Source organism: Mesorhizobium album (assembly GCF_033977205.1).
GTDB lineage: Bacteria > Pseudomonadota > Alphaproteobacteria > Rhizobiales > Rhizobiaceae > Mesorhizobium > Mesorhizobium album.
Genome location: NZ_JAVIIW010000027.1, coordinates 68,192 through 88,424, shown reverse-complemented (window position 1 = coordinate 88,424; position 20,233 = coordinate 68,192). Strand labels below are relative to the sequence as shown.

General features: G+C 62.7%; 23 protein-coding genes. 20 read left to right on the top strand and 3 right to left on the bottom strand.

The features are described 5' to 3' along the window. Nucleotides 1-9: 9 nt before the first annotated feature. From tkt to gph, 8 genes are read left to right on the top strand one after another with little or no spacing between them, the layout of a single operon-like run. Complete coding sequence (gene tkt / locus RFN28_RS22005; protein WP_320289323.1) at nucleotides 10-2,016, top strand: transketolase; 2,007 nt, start codon at nucleotides 10-12, stop codon at nucleotides 2,014-2,016. Nucleotides 2,017-2,027: 11 nt separating this feature from the next. Further along, nucleotides 2,028-3,107 (top strand): class II fructose-bisphosphate aldolase, encoded by a 1,080-nt coding sequence (gene fba / locus RFN28_RS22000; protein WP_320289322.1) that lies wholly within the window; start codon nucleotides 2,028-2,030, stop codon nucleotides 3,105-3,107. A 35-nt stretch (nucleotides 3,108-3,142) separates the two neighbouring features. Further along, nucleotides 3,143-4,603 (top strand): form I ribulose bisphosphate carboxylase large subunit, encoded by a 1,461-nt coding sequence (locus tag RFN28_RS21995; RefSeq protein ID WP_320289321.1) that lies wholly within the window; start codon nucleotides 3,143-3,145, stop codon nucleotides 4,601-4,603. A gap of 11 nt (nucleotides 4,604-4,614) precedes the next feature. Then, on the top strand, nucleotides 4,615-5,034 hold the full coding sequence (locus tag RFN28_RS21990; RefSeq protein ID WP_320289320.1) for a ribulose bisphosphate carboxylase small subunit: 420 nt from the start codon (nucleotides 4,615-4,617) through the stop codon (nucleotides 5,032-5,034). Between the two features lie 24 nt (nucleotides 5,035-5,058). Next, entirely contained in the window at nucleotides 5,059-5,997 is a 939-nt protein-coding gene (gene cbbX, locus RFN28_RS21985; RefSeq protein ID WP_320289319.1) for a CbbX protein, read from the top strand. Beyond that, the gene (gene rpe / locus RFN28_RS21980) at nucleotides 5,994-6,680 is read left to right on the top strand and encodes a ribulose-phosphate 3-epimerase (protein ID WP_320289318.1); all 687 of its coding nucleotides are present in this window, start codon (nucleotides 5,994-5,996) and stop codon (nucleotides 6,678-6,680) included. Before cbbX ends, rpe begins: the two co-directional genes overlap by 4 nt. A gap of 21 nt (nucleotides 6,681-6,701) precedes the next feature. Continuing rightward, nucleotides 6,702-7,259, top strand: a complete 558-nt coding sequence (locus RFN28_RS21975; RefSeq protein ID WP_320289317.1) for a thioredoxin family protein — start codon at nucleotides 6,702-6,704, stop codon at nucleotides 7,257-7,259. After that, nucleotides 7,256-7,957: a phosphoglycolate phosphatase gene (gene gph, locus RFN28_RS21970; protein ID WP_320289316.1), complete on the top strand. Its 702-nt coding sequence runs from the start codon at nucleotides 7,256-7,258 to the stop codon at nucleotides 7,955-7,957. Before RFN28_RS21975 ends, gph begins: the two co-directional genes overlap by 4 nt. A gap of 179 nt (nucleotides 7,958-8,136) precedes the next feature. Here gph and RFN28_RS21965 read toward each other — a convergent pair whose 3' ends face one another. After that, nucleotides 8,137-8,517 (bottom strand): c-type cytochrome, encoded by a 381-nt coding sequence (locus RFN28_RS21965; RefSeq protein ID WP_320289315.1) that lies wholly within the window; start codon nucleotides 8,515-8,517, stop codon nucleotides 8,137-8,139. A gap of 265 nt (nucleotides 8,518-8,782) precedes the next feature. Between RFN28_RS21965 and RFN28_RS21960 the strand changes: the two genes are divergently transcribed. Genes RFN28_RS21960 through RFN28_RS21945 form a run of 4 tightly spaced genes read left to right on the top strand, consistent with a single transcriptional unit; the run spans nucleotide 8,783 to nucleotide 11,540 of the window. After that, nucleotides 8,783-8,992 carry a hypothetical protein gene (locus RFN28_RS21960; protein WP_320289314.1) on the top strand — a complete coding sequence of 70 codons (210 nt, stop codon included), beginning with the start codon at nucleotides 8,783-8,785 and terminating at the stop codon, nucleotides 8,990-8,992. Between the two features lie 22 nt (nucleotides 8,993-9,014). Next, the gene (locus RFN28_RS21955) at nucleotides 9,015-10,007 is read left to right on the top strand and encodes an ABC transporter substrate-binding protein (RefSeq protein ID WP_320289334.1); all 993 of its coding nucleotides are present in this window, start codon (nucleotides 9,015-9,017) and stop codon (nucleotides 10,005-10,007) included. Further along, nucleotides 10,004-10,831 (top strand): ABC transporter permease, encoded by an 828-nt coding sequence (locus RFN28_RS21950; RefSeq protein ID WP_320289313.1) that lies wholly within the window; start codon nucleotides 10,004-10,006, stop codon nucleotides 10,829-10,831. Before RFN28_RS21955 ends, RFN28_RS21950 begins: the two co-directional genes overlap by 4 nt. Further along, the gene (locus tag RFN28_RS21945; RefSeq protein WP_320289333.1) at nucleotides 10,800-11,540 is read left to right on the top strand and encodes an ABC transporter ATP-binding protein; all 741 of its coding nucleotides are present in this window, start codon (nucleotides 10,800-10,802) and stop codon (nucleotides 11,538-11,540) included. Before RFN28_RS21950 ends, RFN28_RS21945 begins: the two co-directional genes overlap by 32 nt. A 37-nt stretch (nucleotides 11,541-11,577) precedes the next feature. Here RFN28_RS21945 and RFN28_RS21940 read toward each other — a convergent pair whose 3' ends face one another. Then, on the bottom strand, nucleotides 11,578-11,931 hold the full coding sequence (locus tag RFN28_RS21940; RefSeq protein ID WP_320289312.1) for a hypothetical protein: 354 nt from the start codon (nucleotides 11,929-11,931) through the stop codon (nucleotides 11,578-11,580). 695 nt (nucleotides 11,932-12,626) lie between these two features. On the opposite strand from RFN28_RS21940, the gene RFN28_RS21935 reads away from it, so the two are divergent. From RFN28_RS21935 to pqqE, 8 genes are all read left to right on the top strand, one after another. After that, nucleotides 12,627-14,543, top strand: a complete 1,917-nt coding sequence (locus tag RFN28_RS21935; RefSeq protein ID WP_320289311.1) for a methanol/ethanol family PQQ-dependent dehydrogenase — start codon at nucleotides 12,627-12,629, stop codon at nucleotides 14,541-14,543. Between the two features lie 159 nt (nucleotides 14,544-14,702). Then, nucleotides 14,703-15,227 carry a c-type cytochrome, methanol metabolism-related gene (locus RFN28_RS21930; protein WP_320289310.1) on the top strand — a complete coding sequence of 175 codons (525 nt, stop codon included), beginning with the start codon at nucleotides 14,703-14,705 and terminating at the stop codon, nucleotides 15,225-15,227. Further along, on the top strand, nucleotides 15,199-16,101 hold the full coding sequence (locus RFN28_RS21925) for a substrate-binding domain-containing protein (protein ID WP_430678584.1): 903 nt from the start codon (nucleotides 15,199-15,201) through the stop codon (nucleotides 16,099-16,101). Before RFN28_RS21930 ends, RFN28_RS21925 begins: the two co-directional genes overlap by 29 nt. A gap of 207 nt (nucleotides 16,102-16,308) precedes the next feature. After that, nucleotides 16,309-16,407, top strand: a complete 99-nt coding sequence (locus RFN28_RS35040) for a hypothetical protein (RefSeq protein WP_108723373.1) — start codon at nucleotides 16,309-16,311, stop codon at nucleotides 16,405-16,407. Between the two features lie 153 nt (nucleotides 16,408-16,560). After that, nucleotides 16,561-17,499 (top strand): pyrroloquinoline quinone biosynthesis protein PqqB, encoded by a 939-nt coding sequence (pqqB, locus tag RFN28_RS21920; RefSeq protein ID WP_320289308.1) that lies wholly within the window; start codon nucleotides 16,561-16,563, stop codon nucleotides 17,497-17,499. Next, entirely contained in the window at nucleotides 17,496-18,251 is a 756-nt protein-coding gene (pqqC, locus tag RFN28_RS21915) for a pyrroloquinoline-quinone synthase PqqC (RefSeq protein WP_320289307.1), read from the top strand. The genes pqqB and pqqC overlap by 4 nt, the downstream gene beginning before the upstream one ends. Then, complete coding sequence (gene pqqD, locus RFN28_RS21910) at nucleotides 18,251-18,547, top strand: pyrroloquinoline quinone biosynthesis peptide chaperone PqqD (RefSeq protein ID WP_320289306.1); 297 nt, start codon at nucleotides 18,251-18,253, stop codon at nucleotides 18,545-18,547. Before pqqC ends, pqqD begins: the two co-directional genes overlap by 1 nt. Continuing rightward, the gene (gene pqqE, locus RFN28_RS21905; protein ID WP_320289305.1) at nucleotides 18,544-19,665 is read left to right on the top strand and encodes a pyrroloquinoline quinone biosynthesis protein PqqE; all 1,122 of its coding nucleotides are present in this window, start codon (nucleotides 18,544-18,546) and stop codon (nucleotides 19,663-19,665) included. The genes pqqD and pqqE overlap by 4 nt, the downstream gene beginning before the upstream one ends. A 31-nt stretch (nucleotides 19,666-19,696) precedes the next feature. On the opposite strand, the gene RFN28_RS21900 is transcribed toward pqqE, so the two are convergent. After that, complete coding sequence (locus RFN28_RS21900) at nucleotides 19,697-20,194, bottom strand: DUF4188 domain-containing protein (RefSeq protein ID WP_320289304.1); 498 nt, start codon at nucleotides 20,192-20,194, stop codon at nucleotides 19,697-19,699. Nucleotides 20,195-20,233: the final 39 nt, after the last annotated feature.

The window sequence follows — 20,233 nt, the reverse complement described above, 5'->3', positions numbered from 1 at the left end:
GAGGACGCTATGACCAGCCTGGCAGCATTGAAGTCCGTCGCCGCCGCCCTCTCGGAGCGCGATATGGCGAACGCTATCCGCGCGCTGGCCATGGACAGCGTGCAGAAGGCCAACTCCGGACATCCGGGCATGCCGATGGGCATGGCCGATGTCGCGACGGTATTGTTCAGCCGCTTCATCAACATCGACCCGACAGCGCCGGACTGGCCCGATCGCGACCGCTTCGTGCTTTCAGCCGGGCATGGCTCGATGCTGCAATATGCGCTGCATTACCTCCTCGGCTACGCAGACATGCCGATCGAGGAATTGCAGCGGTTCCGTCAACTGGGCAGCCGTACCGCCGGACATCCCGAGCATGGCCACGCGCTTGGTATCGAGACGACCACCGGCCCACTCGGACAAGGCATTTCGACCGCCGTCGGCATGGCGTTGGCCGAACGCATGCTTGCTGCCCGCCACGGCGCCGATCTCGTCGACCACTACACCTACGTGATCGCCGGCGATGGCTGCCTGCAGGAAGGCATTAGCCATGAGGCGATCGACCTCGCGGGTCACCTGAAGCTCTGCCGCCTGATCGTCCTCTGGGACGACAACGCCATCTCCATCGACGGACCGACCTCGCTGTCGACATCGATGGATCAGCCAGCCCGGTTCAAAGCCGCTGGATGGCTTGTCCAGTCGGTGGACGGCCACGACCTGGAGGCCGTCGCCGCGGCAATCGAGGCCGCACGGCAGTCGGACCGGCCATCCCTGATCGCCTGCCGCACGGTGATCGGCAAGGGCGCGCCCAATCTGGGCGGTTCGGAAAAGACACATGGGGCGCCGCTGGGCGATGCGGAGATTGCCGCGACGCGGCAAAACATCGGCTGGGCCTACGCACCGTTCGAGGTGCCGGACGATATCCTTTCCGCCTGGCGCGAGATCGCCGAGCGCGGGCAGGCGGCGCGACGCGCCTGGGAGCAGCGGCTTGCCGCCTCGCCGCGGCGGGAGGCCTTCGAGCGCGCGATCGGCGGCAAATTGCCCGATGCGGTGTTCGAGGCCCTTGGCGCCTTCCGCGCGGAGCATGCCGAGAAGGCGACCAAGGTCGCAACGCGCAAGGCCTCCGAAATGGCGCTTGCCGCGATCAATGGCGCGACCGAGCTGACGGTCGGCGGCTCCGCCGACCTCACGCATTCGAACCTGACGATCACCAAAGGCATGGAGCGCATCGTGCCGGGCGGTTATGCGGGCCGCTACATTCACTACGGCATCCGCGAGCACGGCATGGCCGCCGCGATGAACGGCATCGCGCTGCATGGCGGGTTCGTACCTTATGGCGGCACCTTTCTGTGCTTCGCCGACTATGCTCGCGGCGCGATGCGGCTCTCGGCGCTCATGAGCCAGCGTGTCGTCTATGTGATGACGCATGATTCCATCGGTCTCGGCGAGGACGGTCCGACCCACCAGCCGATCGAGCACCTGGCGATGCTGCGGGCGACACCCAACCTCAACGTCTTCCGTCCGGCCGACATCATCGAAACGGCGGAGTGCTGGGAGCTGGCGCTGAAGCGCGAGACGCGGCCGAGCGTGCTGGTGCTATCGCGCCAGAACCTGCCGATGCTGCGCCAGGCGCACAGCGACGAAAACCGGTCCAGCCGGGGCGGCTATGTCCTGCGCGAGCCTTCCGCGCACCGCGGCGTGACGCTGATCGCCACCGGCTCGGAGGTCGAGATCGCCGGTGCCGCCGCCGAGCGGCTGGAAAGCGAACACGGCATCGCCGCCGCGGTCGTCTCGATGCCGTGCTGGGAACTGTTCGAGGAACAGGACGGGGATTACCGCAAGTCCGTCCTCGGTTCCGCGCCGCGCGTCGCCGTGGAGGCTGCTGCCCGTCTCGGCTGGGACCGTTGGATCGGCGACACGGGCGCTTTTGTCGGCATGACCGGCTTCGGCGCCAGTGCTCCCGCCCCGGACCTCTACCGTCATTTCGACATCACGCCCGAAGCCGTCGCCGCAGCGGCGTTGAGGCTCATCATCTAGGAGGACCGACAATGGCCCGCATCACCCTTCGCCAGCTTCTCGACCATGCCGCCGAGCACGGTTACGGCGTGCCGGCATTCAACATCAACAATATGGAACAGGGCCTCGCCATCATGGAGGCGGCCAGGGCCTGCGACGCGCCGGTGATCATCCAGGCCTCGCGCGGCGCCCGCTCCTACGCCAACGACATCATGCTGGCCAAGATGATGGAGGCGCTGATCGAGATGCATCCGGCCATTCCGCTGTGCATCCATCAGGATCACGGCAACAATGAAGCCACTTGCCTGTCGGCGATCCGCCACGGCTTCACCTCGGTGATGATGGACGGATCGTTGATGGCGGACGCCAAGACCCCGGCGACATACGACTACAACGTCGCCGTCACCGAACGCGTCGCGCGCATGGCGCATTGGGTCGGCGCTTCCGTCGAAGGCGAGCTCGGCGTGCTCGGCTCGCTGGAAACCGGCCAGGGCGAGGCCGAGGACGGCCACGGCGCAGAGGGCGCGCTGTCGCACGACCAGCTCCTGACCGACCCCGATCAGGCGGTCGACTTCGTGACCGCCACCCGCGTCGATGCGCTGGCGATCGCCTGCGGCACCTCGCACGGCGCCTACAAGTTCACGCGCAAGCCGGACGGCGACATCCTGGCCATGCAGGTGATCGAGGCGATCCACGAGAAGCTGCCGAACACGCATCTGGTCATGCACGGTTCGTCCTCGGTGCCGCAGGAACTGCAGGACATCATCAACGAGTATGGCGGCGAGATGCCCCAGACCTTCGGCGTTCCGGTCGAGGAGATCGAGCGCGGCATCCGCCACGGCGTTCGCAAGGTCAACATCGACACCGACTGCCGCATGGCCATGGCTGGGCAGTTCCGCCGCGTCGCGACGCAGGACCCGCGCGAATTCGATCCGCGCAAATTCCTGAAGCCCGCCATGGACGCTTTGCGCGACCTTTGCCGCGACCGTTTCGAACGCTTCGGCACCGCGGGCAATGCCTCGAAGATCAAGGTCATCGCCATGGACGAGATGGCGAAACGCTACGCCGCGGGAAAGCTCGACCCGCAAATCGCAACCGCGAAAGCCGCCTGAGCGGCGGTCCGCCAAAAGAGGAAAGGACCAGCGCCATGCCCAAAAAATCCGAAACCGTGACCGGCAAGGACCGCTACAGATCCGGTGTCATGGAATACAAGAAGATGGGGTACTGGGAGCCCGACTACGAGCCTAAGGACACTGACATAATCGCGGTGTTCAGGATCACGCCTCAGGATGGCGTCGACCCGATAGAGGCCGCGGCGGCCGTCGCCGGCGAATCCTCGACCGCAACCTGGACGGTGGTCTGGACCGACCGGCTGACGGCGAGCGAAAAATACCGCGCCAAGGCTTATCGGGTCGACCCGGTTCCGAACGCGCCCGGACAGTATTTCGCCTACATCGCCTATGACCTCGACCTGTTCGAGCCGGGTTCGATCGCCAATCTTTCGGCATCGATCATCGGCAACGTCTTCGGTTTCAAGCCGTTGAAGGCACTGCGGCTGGAAGACATGCGTTTTCCCGTCGCCTATGTGAAGACCTTCCAAGGTCCGGCGACCGGCATCGTCGTCGAGCGCGAGCGCCTCGACAAGTTCGGCCGCCCGCTGCTCGGCGCCACCGTCAAGCCGAAGCTCGGCCTTTCCGGCCGCAATTACGGCCGTGTCGTCTACGAGGCGCTGAAGGGCGGGCTCGACTTCACCAAGGACGACGAGAACATCAACTCGCAGCCCTTCATGCATTGGCGCGAGCGCTTCCTCTACTGCATGGAGGCGGTCAACAAGGCGCAGGCCGACACGGGCGAGATCAAGGGCACCTATCTCAACATCACCGCCGCCACCATGGAGGACATGTACGAACGGGCCGACTTCGCCAAGGAACTCGGCTCCAACATCGTCATGATCGACCTCGTGATCGGCTACACGGCGATCCAGTCGATGGCCAAGTGGGCGCGCAGGAACGACATGATCCTGCATCTGCATCGCGCCGGCCATTCCACCTATACGCGGCAGAAGTCGCACGGCGTTTCGTTCCGCGTCATCGCCAAATGGATGCGGCTCGCCGGCGTCGACCACATCCATGCCGGCACCGTTGTCGGCAAGCTTGAAGGCGATCCGGCGACGACGAGGGGCTACTACGATGTCTGCCGCGAGAACTACAACCCGATTAAGCTGGAGAACGGCATCTTCTTCGACCAGCACTGGGCATCGCTCAACAAGCTGATGCCGGTGGCGTCCGGCGGCATTCATGCCGGGCAGATGCATCAGCTCATCGACCTACTCGGCGAAGACGTGGTGCTGCAATTCGGCGGCGGCACAATCGGCCATCCTATGGGCATCGCGGCCGGCGCGACTGCCAATCGCGTTGCGCTCGAATGCATGATCCTCGCCCGCAACGAAGGTCGCGACTACCTGCGCGAAGGGCCCGAGATCCTCGAGCATGCCGCCCGGTCGTGCCTGCCGCTGCGACAGGCGCTCGATGTCTGGAAGGACGTGACTTTCAACTACGCCTCGACCGACACACCGGACTTCGTTCCGGTGGCGACGGCAGCCGAATAAGGAGAACAGCCATGCGTATCACTCAAGGGGCCTTTTCCTTCCTGCCCGACCTGACCGACGACCAGATCCGCGCGCAGGTGCAGTACTGTATCGACAACAAATGGGCCGTCAGCCTCGAGTTCACCGACGACCCGCACCCGCGCAACGTCTATTGGGAGATGTGGGGTCACCCGATGTTCGACAATCCCGACGCGGCGGCACTGATGATGGAGCTGAACGCATGCCGCAAGGTCTATGGCGACCGCTATATCCGCGTCGTTGCCTTCGATTCCTCGCATGGCTGGGAATCGGTGAAGCTCTCCTTCATCGTCAACCGTCCTGCCGAAGAGCCCGGCTACCGGCTCGAACGGCAGGAGGCCGCGGGCCGCATGATCCGCTACACCACCAAGCCCTACGCCGCCGACAAGCCGGCTGGAACGAGGTACGGCTGATCATCGGGGCAAGAGGAGAATGCCATGTCGGCGCCAGCCTTTGCCGAAACGGAAGCGCCTCAAAACGCCGTCCCGGCGGCGATCGACCTGCGTGAGGAATTCGAAACTTCCGGCGTCAAGGATGTCCTGGCCGAGCTCGACCGCGAGCTGATCGGGCTCGCCCCGGTCAAAAGACGCATCCGCGAGACGGCGGCGCTCCTGCTGGTCGAGCGGGCCCGGCGCCGTATGGGCCTCGCCCATGAAACACCGACACTGCATATGAGCTTCACCGGCAATCCGGGCACCGGCAAGACAACCGTCGCATTGCGAATGGCCGACCTGCTGCATCGGCTGGGCTATATCCGCAAGGGTCATCTGGTTTCGGTGACGCGCGACGACCTGGTCGGCCAGTATATCGGCCACACCGCGCCCAAGACCAAGGAGATCCTGAAGAAGGCGATGGGCGGGGTGCTGTTCATCGACGAGGCCTACTATCTCTACCGGCCGGAAAACGAGCGCGATTACGGCCAGGAGGCGATCGAGATCCTGCTGCAGGTGATGGAGAACCAGCGCGACGATCTCGTGGTGATCCTCGCCGGCTATGCGCCGCGCATGGATCGCTTCTTCGAAAGCAATCCGGGATTCCGCTCGCGCATCGCCCACCACATCGACTTTCCCGACTATTCCGACGACGAGCTTCTCGGGATCGCGGAACAAATGCTCGACCAGCAAAATTACCTGTTCGATGATGCCGCGACCCAGGCAATGGCCGACTATATCGCACGCCGCCGCAGGCAGCCGCATTTCGCCAACGCCCGCTCGATCCGCAACGCGCTCGACCGGGCACGGCTGAGACAGGCCAACCGCCTGTTCGAGAGCGCCAAGGGACCGCTCGACGCAAAGGCGCTGTCGACGATCTCGGCCGAGGACATCACCTCCAGCCGGGTGTTCGCTCTAAATCCTGGGGAAGGAGAATGCAAATGACCGGAAAAACCATCATCGCCCCTTCCGTCCTGTCGTCCGATTTCTCGCGGCTCGGCGACGAGGTCGAAGCGGTCGTGCGGGCCGGCGCCGACTGGATCCATCTCGACGTGATGGACGGGCATTTCGTGCCCAACATCACCTTCGGCCCGCCGGTGATCAAGACAATCCGCGATCGAACGGACAAGGTCTTCGACTGTCATCTGATGATCGCGCCGGCCGATCCCTATCTCGCGGCATTCGCCGATGCCGGTTGCGACATCATCACGGTGCATGCCGAGGCCGGGCCGCATCTCGACCGTTCGCTGCAGGCGATCAGGAGCCTCGGCAAGAAGGCCGGCGTTTCGCTCAATCCGTCGACGCCGGAAAGCGTCATCGAATATGTTCTCGACCGGCTCGATCTGGTGCTTTTGATGACGGTCAATCCGGGTTTCGGCGGCCAGGCCTTCATTCCGGCGGTCGTCGACAAGGTCAGGCGCGTCAAGGCGCTCGTCGGCCAACGTCCGATCGACATCGAGATCGACGGCGGCGTCACGCCCGAGACAGCCCCCCTGGTTACCGCGGCTGGCGCCAATGTGCTCGTCGCCGGTTCTGCCGTCTTCAAGGGCGGCACCGAGGCGGCCTATCGTGCCAATATCGGCGCCATCAGACAGGCGGCCGACGGAGCGATCCGGCGAGCCGCGTGAACTGCTTGGTTGGAGGATGACATGGCGGCGATCCCACCTGTCTGCGATTTCGGCTGGCAAGCAGTCGATGCCGTCTTGCCCGGCGTCGACGGCAAATCGCATTCGATCTTCGGCCGGGCCGGTCCCAACGGGCTGGTCGTCGCCTTCATCTGCAATCACTGCCCCTATGTGAAGGCGGTGATTTCACGCATCGTGCGTGACGCCAACGACCTGAAGGCCGAAGGGATCGGCTTTGTCGCGATCAACTCCAATGATGCCGACGCCTATCCGGACGATTCCTTCGACAAAATGAAGCTCTTCGCCAGCGCGAACGGCTTCACCTTCCCGTACCTCCACGACGAGCAGCAGGCAGTGGCGCGCGCCTACGGAGCCGCGTGCACCCCGGATTTCTTCGGTTTCAACAGCGAGTTGACGCTGCAATATCGCGGCCGGCTGGACGCATCGCGGCGCGACGCCGGACCGCCCGGACTGAGGCGCGATCTGTTCGAAGCGATGAAGCAGGTTGCCCGAACCGGCGACGGACCGCTCGACCAAATCGCTTCGATCGGCTGCTCGATCAAATGGAAGGAGGCCGCATGAATGTCGGCGCAAGCAAGCCGTCTCGGTCTCCGAGCGCGATCCTGTTCGATCTCGACGGCACGCTGATCGATTCGGCGCCCGACATAGCGGCGGCCGTGAACGAGCTGCTGGCCGGCCGCGACCTGCCGCCGCTCAGCGTGGATCAGGTCAAGGCCATGATCGGCGGCGGCGTCAGGAAGCTGGTCGAGCGGGCCTTCGCAGCTTCAGGGTCGCCGCTTGCCGGCAGCGCAATCGAGGAGGCCAACCGCGTGATGGCGCCGATCTACCGCAGACATCTGACCGGCCTGACGAGGCTGATGCCTGCCGTCAGGGAGGTTCTCACGCACTTCCACCTGAACGGAACAGCCATGGGCGTTGCAACCAACAAGCCGCAGTTGGCGACCCGCGAAATCCTGCTGCATTTCCACTTGACGGAATATCTCGGCGCGATCGTCGGCGGAGACGCGGTGACACACCTGAAACCGGCGCCCGACGCCCTGCTGCTGGCGCTCGCCCAGCTTGGGGTCGAACCCACCGACGCGCTGATGGTGGGAGACAGCAGCGGCGACGTCGGCGCCGCGCGCGCCGCTGGCATGCCCGTCGTTCTGCTGCGCGGCGGCTACACCCAGATCCCCGTCGAGGAGCTTGGCGCAGACCTTGTCTGCGACAGCCTGCTCGATCTGCCCTCCGCGATGCAGAGGCTGCGTGCCGCTGCTTAAAGCGTGTCGCGTCGAAACGGATTCAGGCGGCGCGCTTCAGGTCTTTGTTCATGTCGTTCTCCCAAAACCGCCACGCGCTTTTGGGCGACATGCATCGACCGGCAGCGTCGATTACGGAAGCAGTCGCCGGCCGATCGTAAATCGAACGGCCGGCGAAGCCGCTGCCTCGAGAATTGCTGTTACTTCGAGAATTGCTTGAGATAGGCGATGACGTTGGCCACGTCCTTGTCGTCCTTGAGGCCGGCAAACGCCATCTTTGTGCCTTTCACCATGGCCTTCGGATCATGGAGATAGGTCGTCAGCGTTGGCTCGTCCCACTTCACGCCCGACTTTCCAGCCGCGATCATGGCTTGGGAATAGCTGAATCCCGGATGCGTGCCGGCGGTACGGCCGATGACGCCGTTCAATGACGGACCGACTTTGTTCTGGTCCTTGTCCGCGACGTGGCAGACCTTGCATTTCATGAAGACCTTCTCACCCGCCGCGGCATCCTGCGCTTGGGATTGGTTCGTGATGAAAGTCACCAAGGATACGACGGCGAAAAATGCGATAGCGCGCATGGCAATTCCTCATTGATCGTCTGATGCCCCAGATGATTTGCATGCCATTGCTTTGACGAAGTCAACCATACGAAGGTCCACAGCAACTGTCCTTTCGCCTTTGTTGACGGCCTTTGGGCGAACGCGTAGCTTCACGCCATTCCGGATTTCCATGGGCACCTCGGGAACCCGGTCGGGTTGAGTTTGTCCAGGCTGATATTTTCCCAGGCAATGGGGCGGGCAGGATTTCGCCAGAGCTGGCGTCTATGCGCGCAAGAGGTGCTGGATGAATATGGTCGACCTCATATTGACGGTTTGCCTGAGTGCCAATCCAGGCAATTGCCGAGACGAGCATCTCTATTTCGAGAGCCGCGGCTCCCTGTTCCAATGCATGGTCCTGGCGCCCAGCGAGATCGCGAAATGGTCGCAGGACCACCCGGCCTTCAAGGTCAGGCGCTGGAAATGCGCTTTCCCGACGAAGGACCGAGCGATCTGACCGGCCAATCCCGGGAGGAAACATCATGATTTCGCGGCGGGAAACGCTCCGTTTGGCGGCTCTTGGAACGGCCGCGATGCTCGGCTCGCACCCCATTGCCGCCTCCGCCGCATCCAAGGTTCGCATCGGCGTGCTGAAGTTCGGTACGGTGAGTTGGGAGCTTGATACGCTGAAGGAGCACAAGTTCGACGCGGCCAACGGGATCGGTCTCGAAGTTATATATTTCGCCGGCGAGGATGCGACCAATGTCGCGATACTGGCCGACGCGATCGACATGATCGTGACCGATTGGTTGTGGGTCTCGCGCCAGCGCTCGGACGGCGGCGATGTCACATTGTCCCCCTATTCGACGGCCGTCGGGGCGATCATGGTGAAGGACGCATCGCCGATACGCACGATCCCCGACCTCAAGGGAAAGAAGATCGGTGTCGCCGGCGGGGCCCTCGACAAGAGCTGGCTGCTGATACAGGCGCTGGCCAGGCGCGATCATGGCCTCGACCTGCCGGCGATCAGCGATGTCGTCTTTGGCGCGCCGCCGCTGTTTTCGGAAAAGGCGATTCAGGGCGAACTCGATGCGGTGCTCAATTTCTGGCATTTTTGTGCCCGGCTCGAGGCCAACGGCTTTCGCCGGCTGATCGGCGCCAACGATGCCGAGAAGGCGCTTGGAGCTGCGGGTCCGGTATCCGCGCTCGGCTATGTATTCCACGACAAATGGGCGAACGAAAATCCACAAGCCGTCCGCGGCTTCCTCAAGGCTTCCGCGCAAGCCAAGGATCTGCTGGCCAGGTCCGACGAAGAGTGGCTGCGCCTTGCGCCGATTGTCCGAGCAGAAGGCAAGGAACTGGCAAAGCTGCGCGACCGCTATCGCGAGGGCATCCCCAGGCGGCCGGTTGCCGAGGAGGCGGCCGATGCCGGCAGGCTCTATCGTGTGCTGGCCGGGATCGGCGGCGAAAAGCTGGTCGGCAGCGCGCCGGAGATGGCGCCGGGCACATTCTGGCAGGAGCCGGCGAAATGACCGCAAAAGACCCCGGCGATCGCACGCCTGGCGATGCGGCCGATATTTCCAGCCGTGCCGGCCCTCGAGCGACGCTGACACCCGCGCTGACGGTGACGGCCTCCCTGCTCGGGCTTTGCCTGCTGTGGAGCCTGGCGGCGAATGCCTGGCCGAGCCGTGCCTTTCCGGGGCCGGGACAGGTCTGGAAGGTATCGCTGAGAGAGGCGGCCAGCGGCGACCTTTTCTACCATCTCGGCGCAACCCTCGGCCGGGTTGCCGCGGCATACATCGTTGCGATGATTGTCGGATCGGTGATCGGGATTCTCCTCGGCAGCTACCGCGGCGCGGACCGGTTCTTCAATCCCTGGGTGATCCTGTTCCTCAATATCCCTGCGCTGGTGATCATCGTGCTGGCCTACATCTGGTTCGGCCTCAATGAGGTGGCGGCGATAGGCGCGGTTGCCGTGAACAAGATCCCGAATGTCGTGGTGACCATGCGCGAGGGCGCCAGGGCGCTGGACCCGAGTTACGCCGAAATGGCGACTGTCTACCGCTTCGGTCCCCTCGACCGCGTTCGCCATATCCTGCTGCCGCAGCTGCAGCCCTATCTGGCCGCGGCCTCGCGTTCCGGCATCGCCCTCATCTGGAAGATCGTTCTGGTGGTCGAACTGCTCGGCCGCTCCAATGGCGTGGGCTTCCAGATCTATCTCTATTTCCAGCTTTTCGACGTCGCCGCCATTCTTGCCTACACGCTGGCATTCGTGGCGGTGATGCTTGTCGTCGAACTTCTTCTGGTGCAGCCCGTTGAACGACATGCAACCCGTTGGCGCCGTCGTCCCGCTTAGGGTCGATATCGCCGAAAAGACCTTCAGGTCCGCGCAAGGCGTCTCGGTGACGGCGCTCAAGAACCTTTCCTTCGAGGTCCGGCAAGGCGAGTTCGCCTGCCTGCTCGGACCATCGGGCTGCGGCAAGACCACGACGCTGCGCATTCTGCTTGGGCTCGACAGGCAGTTTTCCGGCTCTTTCCAACTGCCGGAAGGCGGCTCGAACCGTATAGCCGCCGTGTTCCAGGAACCCACCCTGCTGCCTTGGCGGACGGTAGAGGAGAATGTCAGGCTGGCGCTGCCGAAAGACCTGCGAACGAAAAATCTCGACGGGCTGTTTGAGGCTCTCGGTCTCGCCGGCATGCGCTCGCTCTATCCGGCGGAGCTTTCGCTCGGCCTTGCGCGAAGGGCAGCACTTGCGAGGGCCTTCGCGACCGAACCGGCGGTGCTTTTCCTGGACGAGCCCTTCGTCTCGCTCGATGGGCGAACCGCCGAGCAGCTCCGGCACCTGCTTCTTACGGTATGGTCGGCCCGACCTACGACCGCCCTGATGGTGACCCACAACCTGACCGAGGCCCTGACGCTGTCGGATCGCATCATCGTGCTCGCGCCGCGGCCCGCGCATGTGCTCGGCATTTTCGACGTAAGGCTGCCCCGGCAACACCGCAGCCCGGAGGCGACGAGCGACCTTTTGCGGTCGTTCCATCAGAAATTTCCAGGCGTGAGCTGATCGCCCGGCAGTGGGAGGGAACGCGCTTGACGGGGCGCTAGAAGCAGCGCACGTCGGCTTCCGCCTGCGCCCGCTTCAACTCCGTTCGCGCGGCTTTTGCCGGCGCGCTTTCGCGAAACAGGCCCGCATTTTCGCCGGTCGTCAGAGACATGCTCTTGAAGGTCTCGGCTCTCTCATAATGGTCGTAAGGGAGGATCGAGGCGATGACATCGATCGAGCAGGAACAGCTCTCCAACGCCTGACGTGTCTGCCCATTTGTCCGCATGCAGCCGAGCACATAATCGACAATCGTCACCGTCGGGTAGTCTCCCGCGGCACCCGCCGGGTTTGCGAAGACCATTGTCGACGAAAACAGGAGCGGCAGGACCGAAAATCCAACATATCTGAGCATGAGAAATTCCTCCTGTTGCCCGGCGCAGTGCAGCGAGACAGCGTCATCGCGGCCAGTTGGCGACATGCGCCAAGCCCGGTCAACCTCCCACCGCCTCCATATAGGACCAAAGGAGGAATGCCCTGCCCACCGACAACAGCGTTTTGGGGCAGCCTCATGACCCACCCCGCACCCATCTTCCTGTGGTATTTTCACACCTCGCGTACTACCGGCAACCAAATCCGGCTTCGCCGATAAGCTCGGTAAAAATATGCCTAAATAAGATTCAATCGCAGCATATCGTCAAATACGGACAGATATGAGGTTTATATATATCATGGCCCTCTTTTGACTACTTTTTCGACTCATCATCGGGACCGTTTTTACCTATTAACTTTGTCTTGCACTGCAACATAACTGTGCTGCAGCGCAACATCACCATGGGGGTTTTTCCTTGCCTGGCATTTGGCGATGACATAGCCTTACCTTGTTTCCGGCTTCAAGGACGTCGCTGTAATTAGGGAAACGGCGGCAGTCTTTCGTAGGCCAATCGGGCGGGTGCAGGCTAGGCTGACTGGGTAGAGGATAGAAACACCTCTGCTGGGTGGGGTCTAGGTCGTGACACGCTGCCGGAAATACTTCCCAAACTGAATCGCTTGTTCAGCCCTTTGCGGGCTTAACAATCGATTTCCCGTTGTGAACCTGGGAGGATTTTGATGCGCGCACTTACGCAAGCTACCTACATTGTATCGACCTCGGCGCTACTGTCGTTTGGCGCGCTCTATACGGCGTCAGCCAACGAAGAGCTCGCGAAAATGGCCAAAAACCCGAAAGACTGGGTGATGCAGACGGGTGATTACGCCAACACTCGTTACTCCCCGCTCAAGCAGATCACCAAGGAGAACGTGAAGAACCTGCAGGTCAAGTGGACCTTCTCGACCGGCGTGCTGCGCGGCCATGAGGGCGGACCGCTGATTGTCGGCGATGTGATGTATGTTCACGCGCCGTTCCCGAACACCGTCTACGCTCTCGATCTCAACAAGGACGGAAAGATCCTCTGGAAGTACGAGCCCAAGCAGGACGCGAACGTCATTCCGATCATGTGCTGCGACACGGTCAATCGCGGCGTTGCCTATGCACCTGCCGATGGCGACCGCCCGGCGATGATCTTTCTTAATCAGGCTGACACCAACCTCGTCGCGCTCGACGCCAAGACCGGAAAGCTTATCTGGACAGCCAAGAACGGCGACGAGACCAATGGTGGAAAGGGCGAATCCGGCACGTCGGCGCCCGTGGTCGTCAAGGACAAGGTTCTCGTCGGTGTCTCCGGGGCGGAATTCGGCGTCCGCGGCTGGATAGCCGCTTACAATCTGAAGGACGGCAAGCTCGCCTGGAAGGCCTATTCGGAAGGTCCGGATGCAGACACCCTGATCGACCCCCAGAAGACCACGCAGCTCGGCAAGCCGGTGGGAAAGGACTCCGGCACCAATACCTGGGAAGGCGAACAGTGGAAGACGGGCGGCGGCACGACATGGGGCTGGTATTCCTATGATCCCAAGCTGAACCTCGTCTACTACGGCACCGGCAATCCCTCGACGTGGAACCCGGTCCAGCGCCCCGGAGACAATCGCTGGGCTATGACCATCTTCGCCCGCGATGCCGACACCGGCATGGCCAAATGGGTCTACCAGATGACCCCGCACGATGAATGGGACTATGACGGCGTCAACGAGATGATCCTCGTCGACGACATGCAGATCAAAGGCAAAAAGCATGACGTGCTGGTGCATTTCGACCGCAATGGTTTCGCCTACACCATGGATCGCGCCACCGGCGACCTTCTCGTCGCCGAAAAATATGATCCGGCGGTGAACTGGGCCACCAAGATCAACATGGACCCCAAGAGCGACAAGTACGGTCGTCCAGAGGTCGTTCAGAAATACTCGCCCCAGGCGAACGGTGAAGATACAAACACTACCGGTATCTGCCCCGCTGCGCTGGGAACGAAGGACCAGCAGCCGGCGACCTACTCACCGAAGACGGGCCTGTTCTACGTGCCGACCAACCATGTCTGCATGGACTACGAGCCCTACAAGGTGAGCTACACGGCCGGCCAGCCTTATGTGGGCTCTACCGTGTCGATGTATCCCGCACCGGGCGGCGACAGCATGGGCAACCTGATCGCCTGGGATGCCGCCAAGGGCGAGATCGTCTGGTCGAAGCCCGAGCAGTTCTCGGTGTGGTCCGGGGCACTCGCGACGGCCGGCGACGTGGTCTTCTACGGCACGCTCGAAGGCTACCTCAAGGCGGTCGATAAGAACGGCAAGGAACTCTACAAGTTCAAGACCCCGTCCGGCATCATCGGCAACGTGACGCCCTTCGAGCACGACGGCAAGCAGTACATCGCCGTTCTGTCCGGCGTCGGCGGTTGGGCCGGCATCGGTCTGGCAGGCGGATTGCTTTCGCCCGACCAAGCCGCAGCCTGGCACGGCGCCGTCGATCAGGGCCGGGCGCAAGGCGACCAGAAGACAGTCGTGGGCACGGCCGGTCTGGGCGCTGTCGGCGGCTACGCTGCACTTGCTGACTACACGACGCTGGGCGGCCAGCTGACCGTCTTCGGTCTTCCGGACTGACAGCCGGGAGTGGCCTTAGAGCGAAGGCCTGAAAACAGGAGAGCCCGGATAATCCGAAGGTACTTCCGGGCTCTCGATCTGCCGCGCATCCGAAACATCGATCCATGCCGCGGCGTAACGGCAAACCCTTTGTCCTTGGCAAAATAAGGAAGCGTCTGAATGTCTGTTCGCATTGTAATTTCCGTTCTCGCCCTGACTCTTCTTCCTCTGGCCAGCTCAAGTCTGGCTCGGGCCGAGGACAGCGCCGAAAAAGCCAAGGCGGTGAAGGATGAAGGCGGCAAGTATTTGGACGCGGATGGGAACCCGACCTACAAGATCGAGAATGGAACGGTGGACTGGTATACGTTCAGCGGTTACCGCCGCTATCACTCGGACTGCCACGTCTGTCACGGACAGGACGGAACGGGTTCGAGCTACGCGCCGGCCCTGGCCAACAGCCTCAAAAACATCGACTACCCCACCTTCCTCTCGATCGTCGCCCAGGGCCGCAAGAATACCGGCAACGGCAAGGAAAACGTCATGCCTGCCTTCGGCGACAACAAGAACGTCTACTGCTACATGGACGACCTCTACGTCTATCTGCGCGCCCGTGCCGATGGCGCGGCACCCCGCGGCAGGCCGCCCAAGCACGAAGACAAGGCTAAAGCGGCGAAGGATGCCGAAGCATCCTGCATGGGGGGATGACGTGACCGGCTCAGTTGCATCGAAGCCGCGCGTCGTTCTGCCCATTCTCGGCGCGCTCGCCTTGCTGCCGTCGATCGTCTTGGCGCAAGGCGCCGGCCTCGGTGCCGCGGGAGAGCTGGTCGACCCCGACATTCTACGCGTCTGCGCCGACCCTTCGAACATGCCGTTCACAGACCAGAACGGCCAAGGCTTCGAAAACAAGCTGGCTGAACTGGTTGCCAGGAAGACGGGGCGGAAGTCGGTCGCCTACACATGGTTTCCGACCGTCACAGGTTTCGTGCGCAACACGCTCGGAGCCAACCGATGCGACGTCATCATGGGCTATGCCCAAGGTGATCCGCTGGTGCAGAACACCAATGCCTACTATCGCTCCGCCTATGTGCTTGTGCATCCGAAGGGCGACGACCTCGAGGGTGTCGAGACGATCGAGGATCCGAAACTCACCGGCAAGAGGATCGGTGTTGTCGAACGCACGCCGCCAACTGCCAACATGGCCGCCAACAAACTCTTGCGAACGGCGAAAATCTACCCGTTGGCCGTCGATACGCGCGTCACCCCGTCGATGGGGGAGGTTGTGCTCAAGGACATGCTTGCGGGCAAGATCGACGCGGCGATCCTGTGGGGGCCGATGGCGGGCTATTACGCCAAGCAACTTGGGGCCAATGTTGAGATCGTCCCCCTGGTCAAGGAAAAGACCGGCTCGCGCATGTCATACCGCATCACCATGGGAGTACGTCCATCCGACCAGGAATGGAAGCGTACGCTCAACAAAGTGATCCGGGAAAACCAGGCGGAGATCAACAAGCTCCTGCTCGACTACAACGTGCCGCTGATCGATGAACATGACAACCCGATCACGGCGACGCCGGGGTGAGCTTGATCGGAGCGAAACGGCACAGGTGATGGAGGTAAGGAACCGATCTTTGAGACAGGCAGTTATGCCATTCGTATTTGTTCTAGTGTTTTGAGAACCCAGTGTTTCATTTGTCCATTTGTGAGGTGATGGACGAGCCATTGCATAGCCCGCAATGGCGCCAACGACATGACCGGCCCCTTCGGGCTGGCAGAAGAGGAGAATGCCATGAAGAAGAAGAGCTGGAAGAAACCGACCATGTGCCAGGTGGCTGCGGGCTTCGAAATTTCGCGGTATCTGCCTGCTGAAATTCCTCCCAGGAAGTAGGCCGCAAAGGTGCGTGTCCTTGGCAACAGGGCACGCACCCCCTTTGCCGCATAAGGTCTTCGCGACGGGCTTTGCCGCGGAAAACGCGGGCGCGATGCTTTTTGCCGGCGAGAATTTCCTGCCGGTCAGATGGGCCGCGGAGCAGGCATTGCCATGCGCGTGAAGATCATCGGATCGGCGGCGGGAGGCGGCTTTCCGCAATGGAACTGCAACTATCGCCTGAGCCGCGCGGCTCGCACTGGGATGTCCGGGGTGCATTCACGAACCCAATCATGCATTGCCGCGTCGGCGGACGGGACAGGCTGGGTTCTCTTCAACGCTTCGCCCGACATTCGCCAGCAGATTGCGCAGACGCCCGAACTGCAGCCCGCGGCCGAGGATCCGCTGCGCTCGACGCCTATCCGCGCGGTGGTGCTGACCAATGCCGATGTAGACCATATCGCCGGCCTGCTCAGCCTGCGTGAACGACAGCCTTTCGCCATCTATGCGACCGCACAGGTGCTGGCGACGCTGGAGGCGAATTCGATCTTCAATGTCCTCGATCCGGCGATCGTGCCGCGGCGCCTGTTGGCGCCAATGGAGGAACTGGCGATCTGCGATGCAGGCGGCCACGAGACCGGCGTGATCGTCGACAGCTTTCCCGTGCCCGGAAAAATAGCGCTCTATCTCGAGCAAAGAGGCGATCCCAGCGCCGATTTCAGCTCCGACACGGGCGACACGATCGGAGTGCGTATCACCGGGGCCGGCAGCCGCGGCGCGGTCTTCTACATCCCGGGCTGCGCGCGCATCGATGCCGGCCTGCGCGCTCGCCTGGCCGATGCTGCCTGCCTTCTGTTCGACGGCACCGTATACACGGATGACGAGATGATCACTGCCCGCGTCGGCCAGAAGACCGGTGCGCGGATGGGGCATATCGCAATGTCCGGAGAAGCAGGTTCGATAGCCGGCCTGGCCGATGTGAAGATCGGCCGCCGAATCTTCGTCCATATCAACAACACCAATCCTGCTCTCGACGAGAATTCCGCCGAGCACGCGGCGGTCAAAGCAGCTGGTTGGGAAGTCGCCAGTGATGGGATGGAGATGGAATTTTGAGTGATTTCAGCGACGCGGCCAGAGGTGGCCTGTCCAAGAGCGAGCTCGAGGCCGTGCTGCGGCAGGTCGGCCACGAGCGCTATCACAACCGCCATCCTTTCCATCATAGAATGACCGGTGGCGACCTGTCGAAGGCCGAAATGCAGGCCTGGGCGCTAAACCGCTATTGCTACCAAGCCGTCATTCCGCGCAAGGACGCCATGATCCTGGCACACGCCGAGGATCCGGCGTTTCGCGCCGCCTGGCGCAAACGCATTGAGGACCACGACGGCGAGGACGGCTGGAGCGGCGGCATCGCGCGCTGGCTGCACCTGGCGACCTCGCTCGGGCTCGATGCCGAAGCCGTCAAGAGCGAAAGGCTGGCGCTGCCGGCAACACGCTTTGCAGTCGGCGCCTATCTTTCCTTCTGCACGAACCGGACGCTGCTGGAGGCGGTCGCATCGTCGCTGACCGAGATGTTCTCGCCGCTCATCATCGGCGAGCGGGTGCCGGCGATGCTGGCCAAATACGATTACATCACCGAGGATACGCTGGCCTATTTCAGCCGGCGGCCCGAACAGGCATCGCGCGATGCCGACTTTGCCCTCGCCTACGTGCTCGGCCATGCCGATACGGCGGAGCGCCAGCAGCAGGCGATCGATGCGCTGGTGTTCAAATGCGATATACTCTGGGCCATGCTGGATGCGCTGCAACATGCCTATGGTGAACCGGCAAACATACCGCCCGGCGCCTTCCGCCCGGAGGCAGCCTGATGATGGCGGTGCGCGAAAGAGCCATCGTGTCGCTGCGATCGGTGCCGTCGCTGCCGAAGCACGTGCGCATACAGTACGATCCCGTGCGGCAGGCCTTCGCCGTGCTTTCGCCGGAGAAGGTATTCTGGCCGAACGAGATCAGCCTCGACATATTGCGCCACTGCGATGGGCGGTCCACGGTCGGCCACATCATCGCCCACCTTGCCGCCGATTATGACGCCGATCAGGAGGCCGTGGCGGCCGACGTCATCGCCTTCCTGCAGGAATGGTCGGACAAGCTGCTGGTGAGGCTATGAGCGAGCCCATTCTCCCTCCGATCGGCATGCTGGCAGAACTGACGCATCGCTGCCCGCTGCAGTGTCCTTATTGCTCCAATCCGCTCGAATTGCTGAAGGCCAATCGCGAGCTCGACACGCAGACCTGGCTCGATCTCTTCTCGCAGGCCGCCGATCTCGGCGTTCTGCAGGTGCATCTGTCCGGCGGCGAGCCGACGCTGCGCCGCGACCTCGAGCAATTGATCAGTGGGCTTTCCGCGCGCGGCGTCTACACCAACCTCATCACCGCCGGCATCAACATTGCCGAAGGCCGCATAGAGGCCTTTGCCGAAGCCGGGCTTGATCACCTGCAGCTGAGCTTTCAGGGTGCCCGTCCGGCGACCACCGACCGTATCGGCAACCACAGCGGCAGCCACGAAAAGAAGCTTTCGACGGCACGCCGCGCCCGCGCGGCCGGGCTGCCGCTCACCATCAATGCGCCGATCCATCGTCACAACATCGAGGAAGTGCCGGAGTTCATCGATCTTGCGCTTTCGCTGGGCGCGGAGCGGCTCGAGATCGCCAACGTGCAGTATGCCGGCTGGGCGCTGGCCAATCGCGATTGGCTGATGCCCGAACGTGCCGCGGTCGACCGGCAGGCGGAGATCGTCGCAGCGGCGCAGGAACGGCTTGCCGGCGTCATCAACATCGATTTCGTCCCGCCGGATTATTTCGCCATCTATCCAAAGCCGTGCATGGGCGGCTGGGCGCGCGACGCCTTCATGGTGACCCCTGACGGCACCGTGCTGCCGTGCCACGCCGCGCAGACGATTCCTTCGCTGCGCTTCGAACGTTTCGGAGCGCGCTCGCTCGCCGATATCTGGACCGATTCGCCGGCATTCAATGCCTTCCGCGGTACCGAATGGATGCAGGAGCCGTGCCGAAGCTGCGAGCGGCGCGAGATCGATTGGGGCGGCTGCAGATGTCAGGCGATGGCGATTGCCCGCGATGCCGCCGCAACGGACCCGGTCTGCATCAAGTCGCCGATCCACGCTCGCATGGCCATGTTCATCGACGAAACGCAGCGCAGCGCGGCAAATACCGCGGCGGACGAAGCTTTCGTCTATCGTCGGATAGGAGTCGTGACCGAGCCGGCCTGACCCTTACCCTGCCGCGTCCGATAAGCTGGCCTCACGCTTGCCCGACTTCCTCTGCCGGCTGCGAGGCCAGCCGTGCACGCGCGGCCTCGCGGCTTCCGGTGGCCGGCACCAGCTCGCCGATCCTGCCGAGCCCATGGGGCGGCATGCCGGAGTAGATCGCCTCGTATTGTCCTGCCCTGACAAGGTAGGTCTCATGCCAGATGCCGACGTCGCCGCGCGCGCCCTTCATGGCCTTATTGAACGCCAGCCATTCCGGCCAGTGCTTCTTGTCCCGGTCCCGGGCATAGGCTTCGAGGTGATTGAAACTGCGCCAATACTGGGTGATCGCTCCGAGGCTGAGACCATTGTGGCCGAGGAAGCCGCTTTCCGGCCCGGCCGCCTCCAATTCCTTGAGCATCCTGGGCATGGCGATGAATATCGGCCACCATTTGTGCACCTTCCATGGCTTGTTGATGCGCATCCCGATCAGGAACACCACAAAGTCGCCGTCCAGTTTGGCTGCCATGCGCTCAGGTATGATTTGCGACATCTTCCGCCTCCCGCCAACAAACCTGCCCTGGGAAATTTC

What these genes read in the sequence shown, in the direction of transcription:
- tkt (WP_320289323.1), top strand. Translation starts at nt 10, where the DNA reads ATGACCAGCCTGGCAGCATTGAAGTCCGTCGCCGCCGCCCTCTCGGAG.
- fba (WP_320289322.1), top strand. Translation starts at nt 2,028, where the DNA reads ATGGCCCGCATCACCCTTCGCCAGCTTCTCGACCATGCCGCCGAGCAC.
- RFN28_RS21995 (WP_320289321.1), top strand. Translation starts at nt 3,143, where the DNA reads ATGCCCAAAAAATCCGAAACCGTGACCGGCAAGGACCGCTACAGATCC.
- RFN28_RS21990 (WP_320289320.1), top strand. Translation starts at nt 4,615, where the DNA reads ATGCGTATCACTCAAGGGGCCTTTTCCTTCCTGCCCGACCTGACCGAC.
- cbbX (WP_320289319.1), top strand. Translation starts at nt 5,059, where the DNA reads ATGTCGGCGCCAGCCTTTGCCGAAACGGAAGCGCCTCAAAACGCCGTC.
- rpe (WP_320289318.1), top strand. Translation starts at nt 5,994, where the DNA reads ATGACCGGAAAAACCATCATCGCCCCTTCCGTCCTGTCGTCCGATTTC.
- RFN28_RS21975 (WP_320289317.1), top strand. Translation starts at nt 6,702, where the DNA reads ATGGCGGCGATCCCACCTGTCTGCGATTTCGGCTGGCAAGCAGTCGAT.
- gph (WP_320289316.1), top strand. Translation starts at nt 7,256, where the DNA reads ATGAATGTCGGCGCAAGCAAGCCGTCTCGGTCTCCGAGCGCGATCCTG.
- RFN28_RS21965 (WP_320289315.1), bottom strand. Translation starts at nt 8,517, where the DNA reads ATGCGCGCTATCGCATTTTTCGCCGTCGTATCCTTGGTGACTTTCATC.
- RFN28_RS21960 (WP_320289314.1), top strand. Translation starts at nt 8,783, where the DNA reads ATGAATATGGTCGACCTCATATTGACGGTTTGCCTGAGTGCCAATCCA.
- RFN28_RS21950 (WP_320289313.1), top strand. Translation starts at nt 10,004, where the DNA reads ATGACCGCAAAAGACCCCGGCGATCGCACGCCTGGCGATGCGGCCGAT.
- RFN28_RS21945 (WP_320289333.1), top strand. Translation starts at nt 10,800, where the DNA reads ATGCAACCCGTTGGCGCCGTCGTCCCGCTTAGGGTCGATATCGCCGAA.
- RFN28_RS21940 (WP_320289312.1), bottom strand. Translation starts at nt 11,931, where the DNA reads ATGCTCAGATATGTTGGATTTTCGGTCCTGCCGCTCCTGTTTTCGTCG.
- RFN28_RS21935 (WP_320289311.1), top strand. Translation starts at nt 12,627, where the DNA reads ATGCGCGCACTTACGCAAGCTACCTACATTGTATCGACCTCGGCGCTA.
- RFN28_RS21930 (WP_320289310.1), top strand. Translation starts at nt 14,703, where the DNA reads ATGTCTGTTCGCATTGTAATTTCCGTTCTCGCCCTGACTCTTCTTCCT.
- RFN28_RS21925 (WP_430678584.1), top strand. Translation starts at nt 15,199, where the DNA reads ATGCCGAAGCATCCTGCATGGGGGGATGACGTGACCGGCTCAGTTGCA.
- RFN28_RS35040 (WP_108723373.1), top strand. Translation starts at nt 16,309, where the DNA reads ATGAAGAAGAAGAGCTGGAAGAAACCGACCATGTGCCAGGTGGCTGCG.
- pqqB (WP_320289308.1), top strand. Translation starts at nt 16,561, where the DNA reads ATGCGCGTGAAGATCATCGGATCGGCGGCGGGAGGCGGCTTTCCGCAA.
- pqqD (WP_320289306.1), top strand. Translation starts at nt 18,251, where the DNA reads ATGATGGCGGTGCGCGAAAGAGCCATCGTGTCGCTGCGATCGGTGCCG.
- pqqE (WP_320289305.1), top strand. Translation starts at nt 18,544, where the DNA reads ATGAGCGAGCCCATTCTCCCTCCGATCGGCATGCTGGCAGAACTGACG.
- RFN28_RS21900 (WP_320289304.1), bottom strand. Translation starts at nt 20,194, where the DNA reads ATGTCGCAAATCATACCTGAGCGCATGGCAGCCAAACTGGACGGCGAC.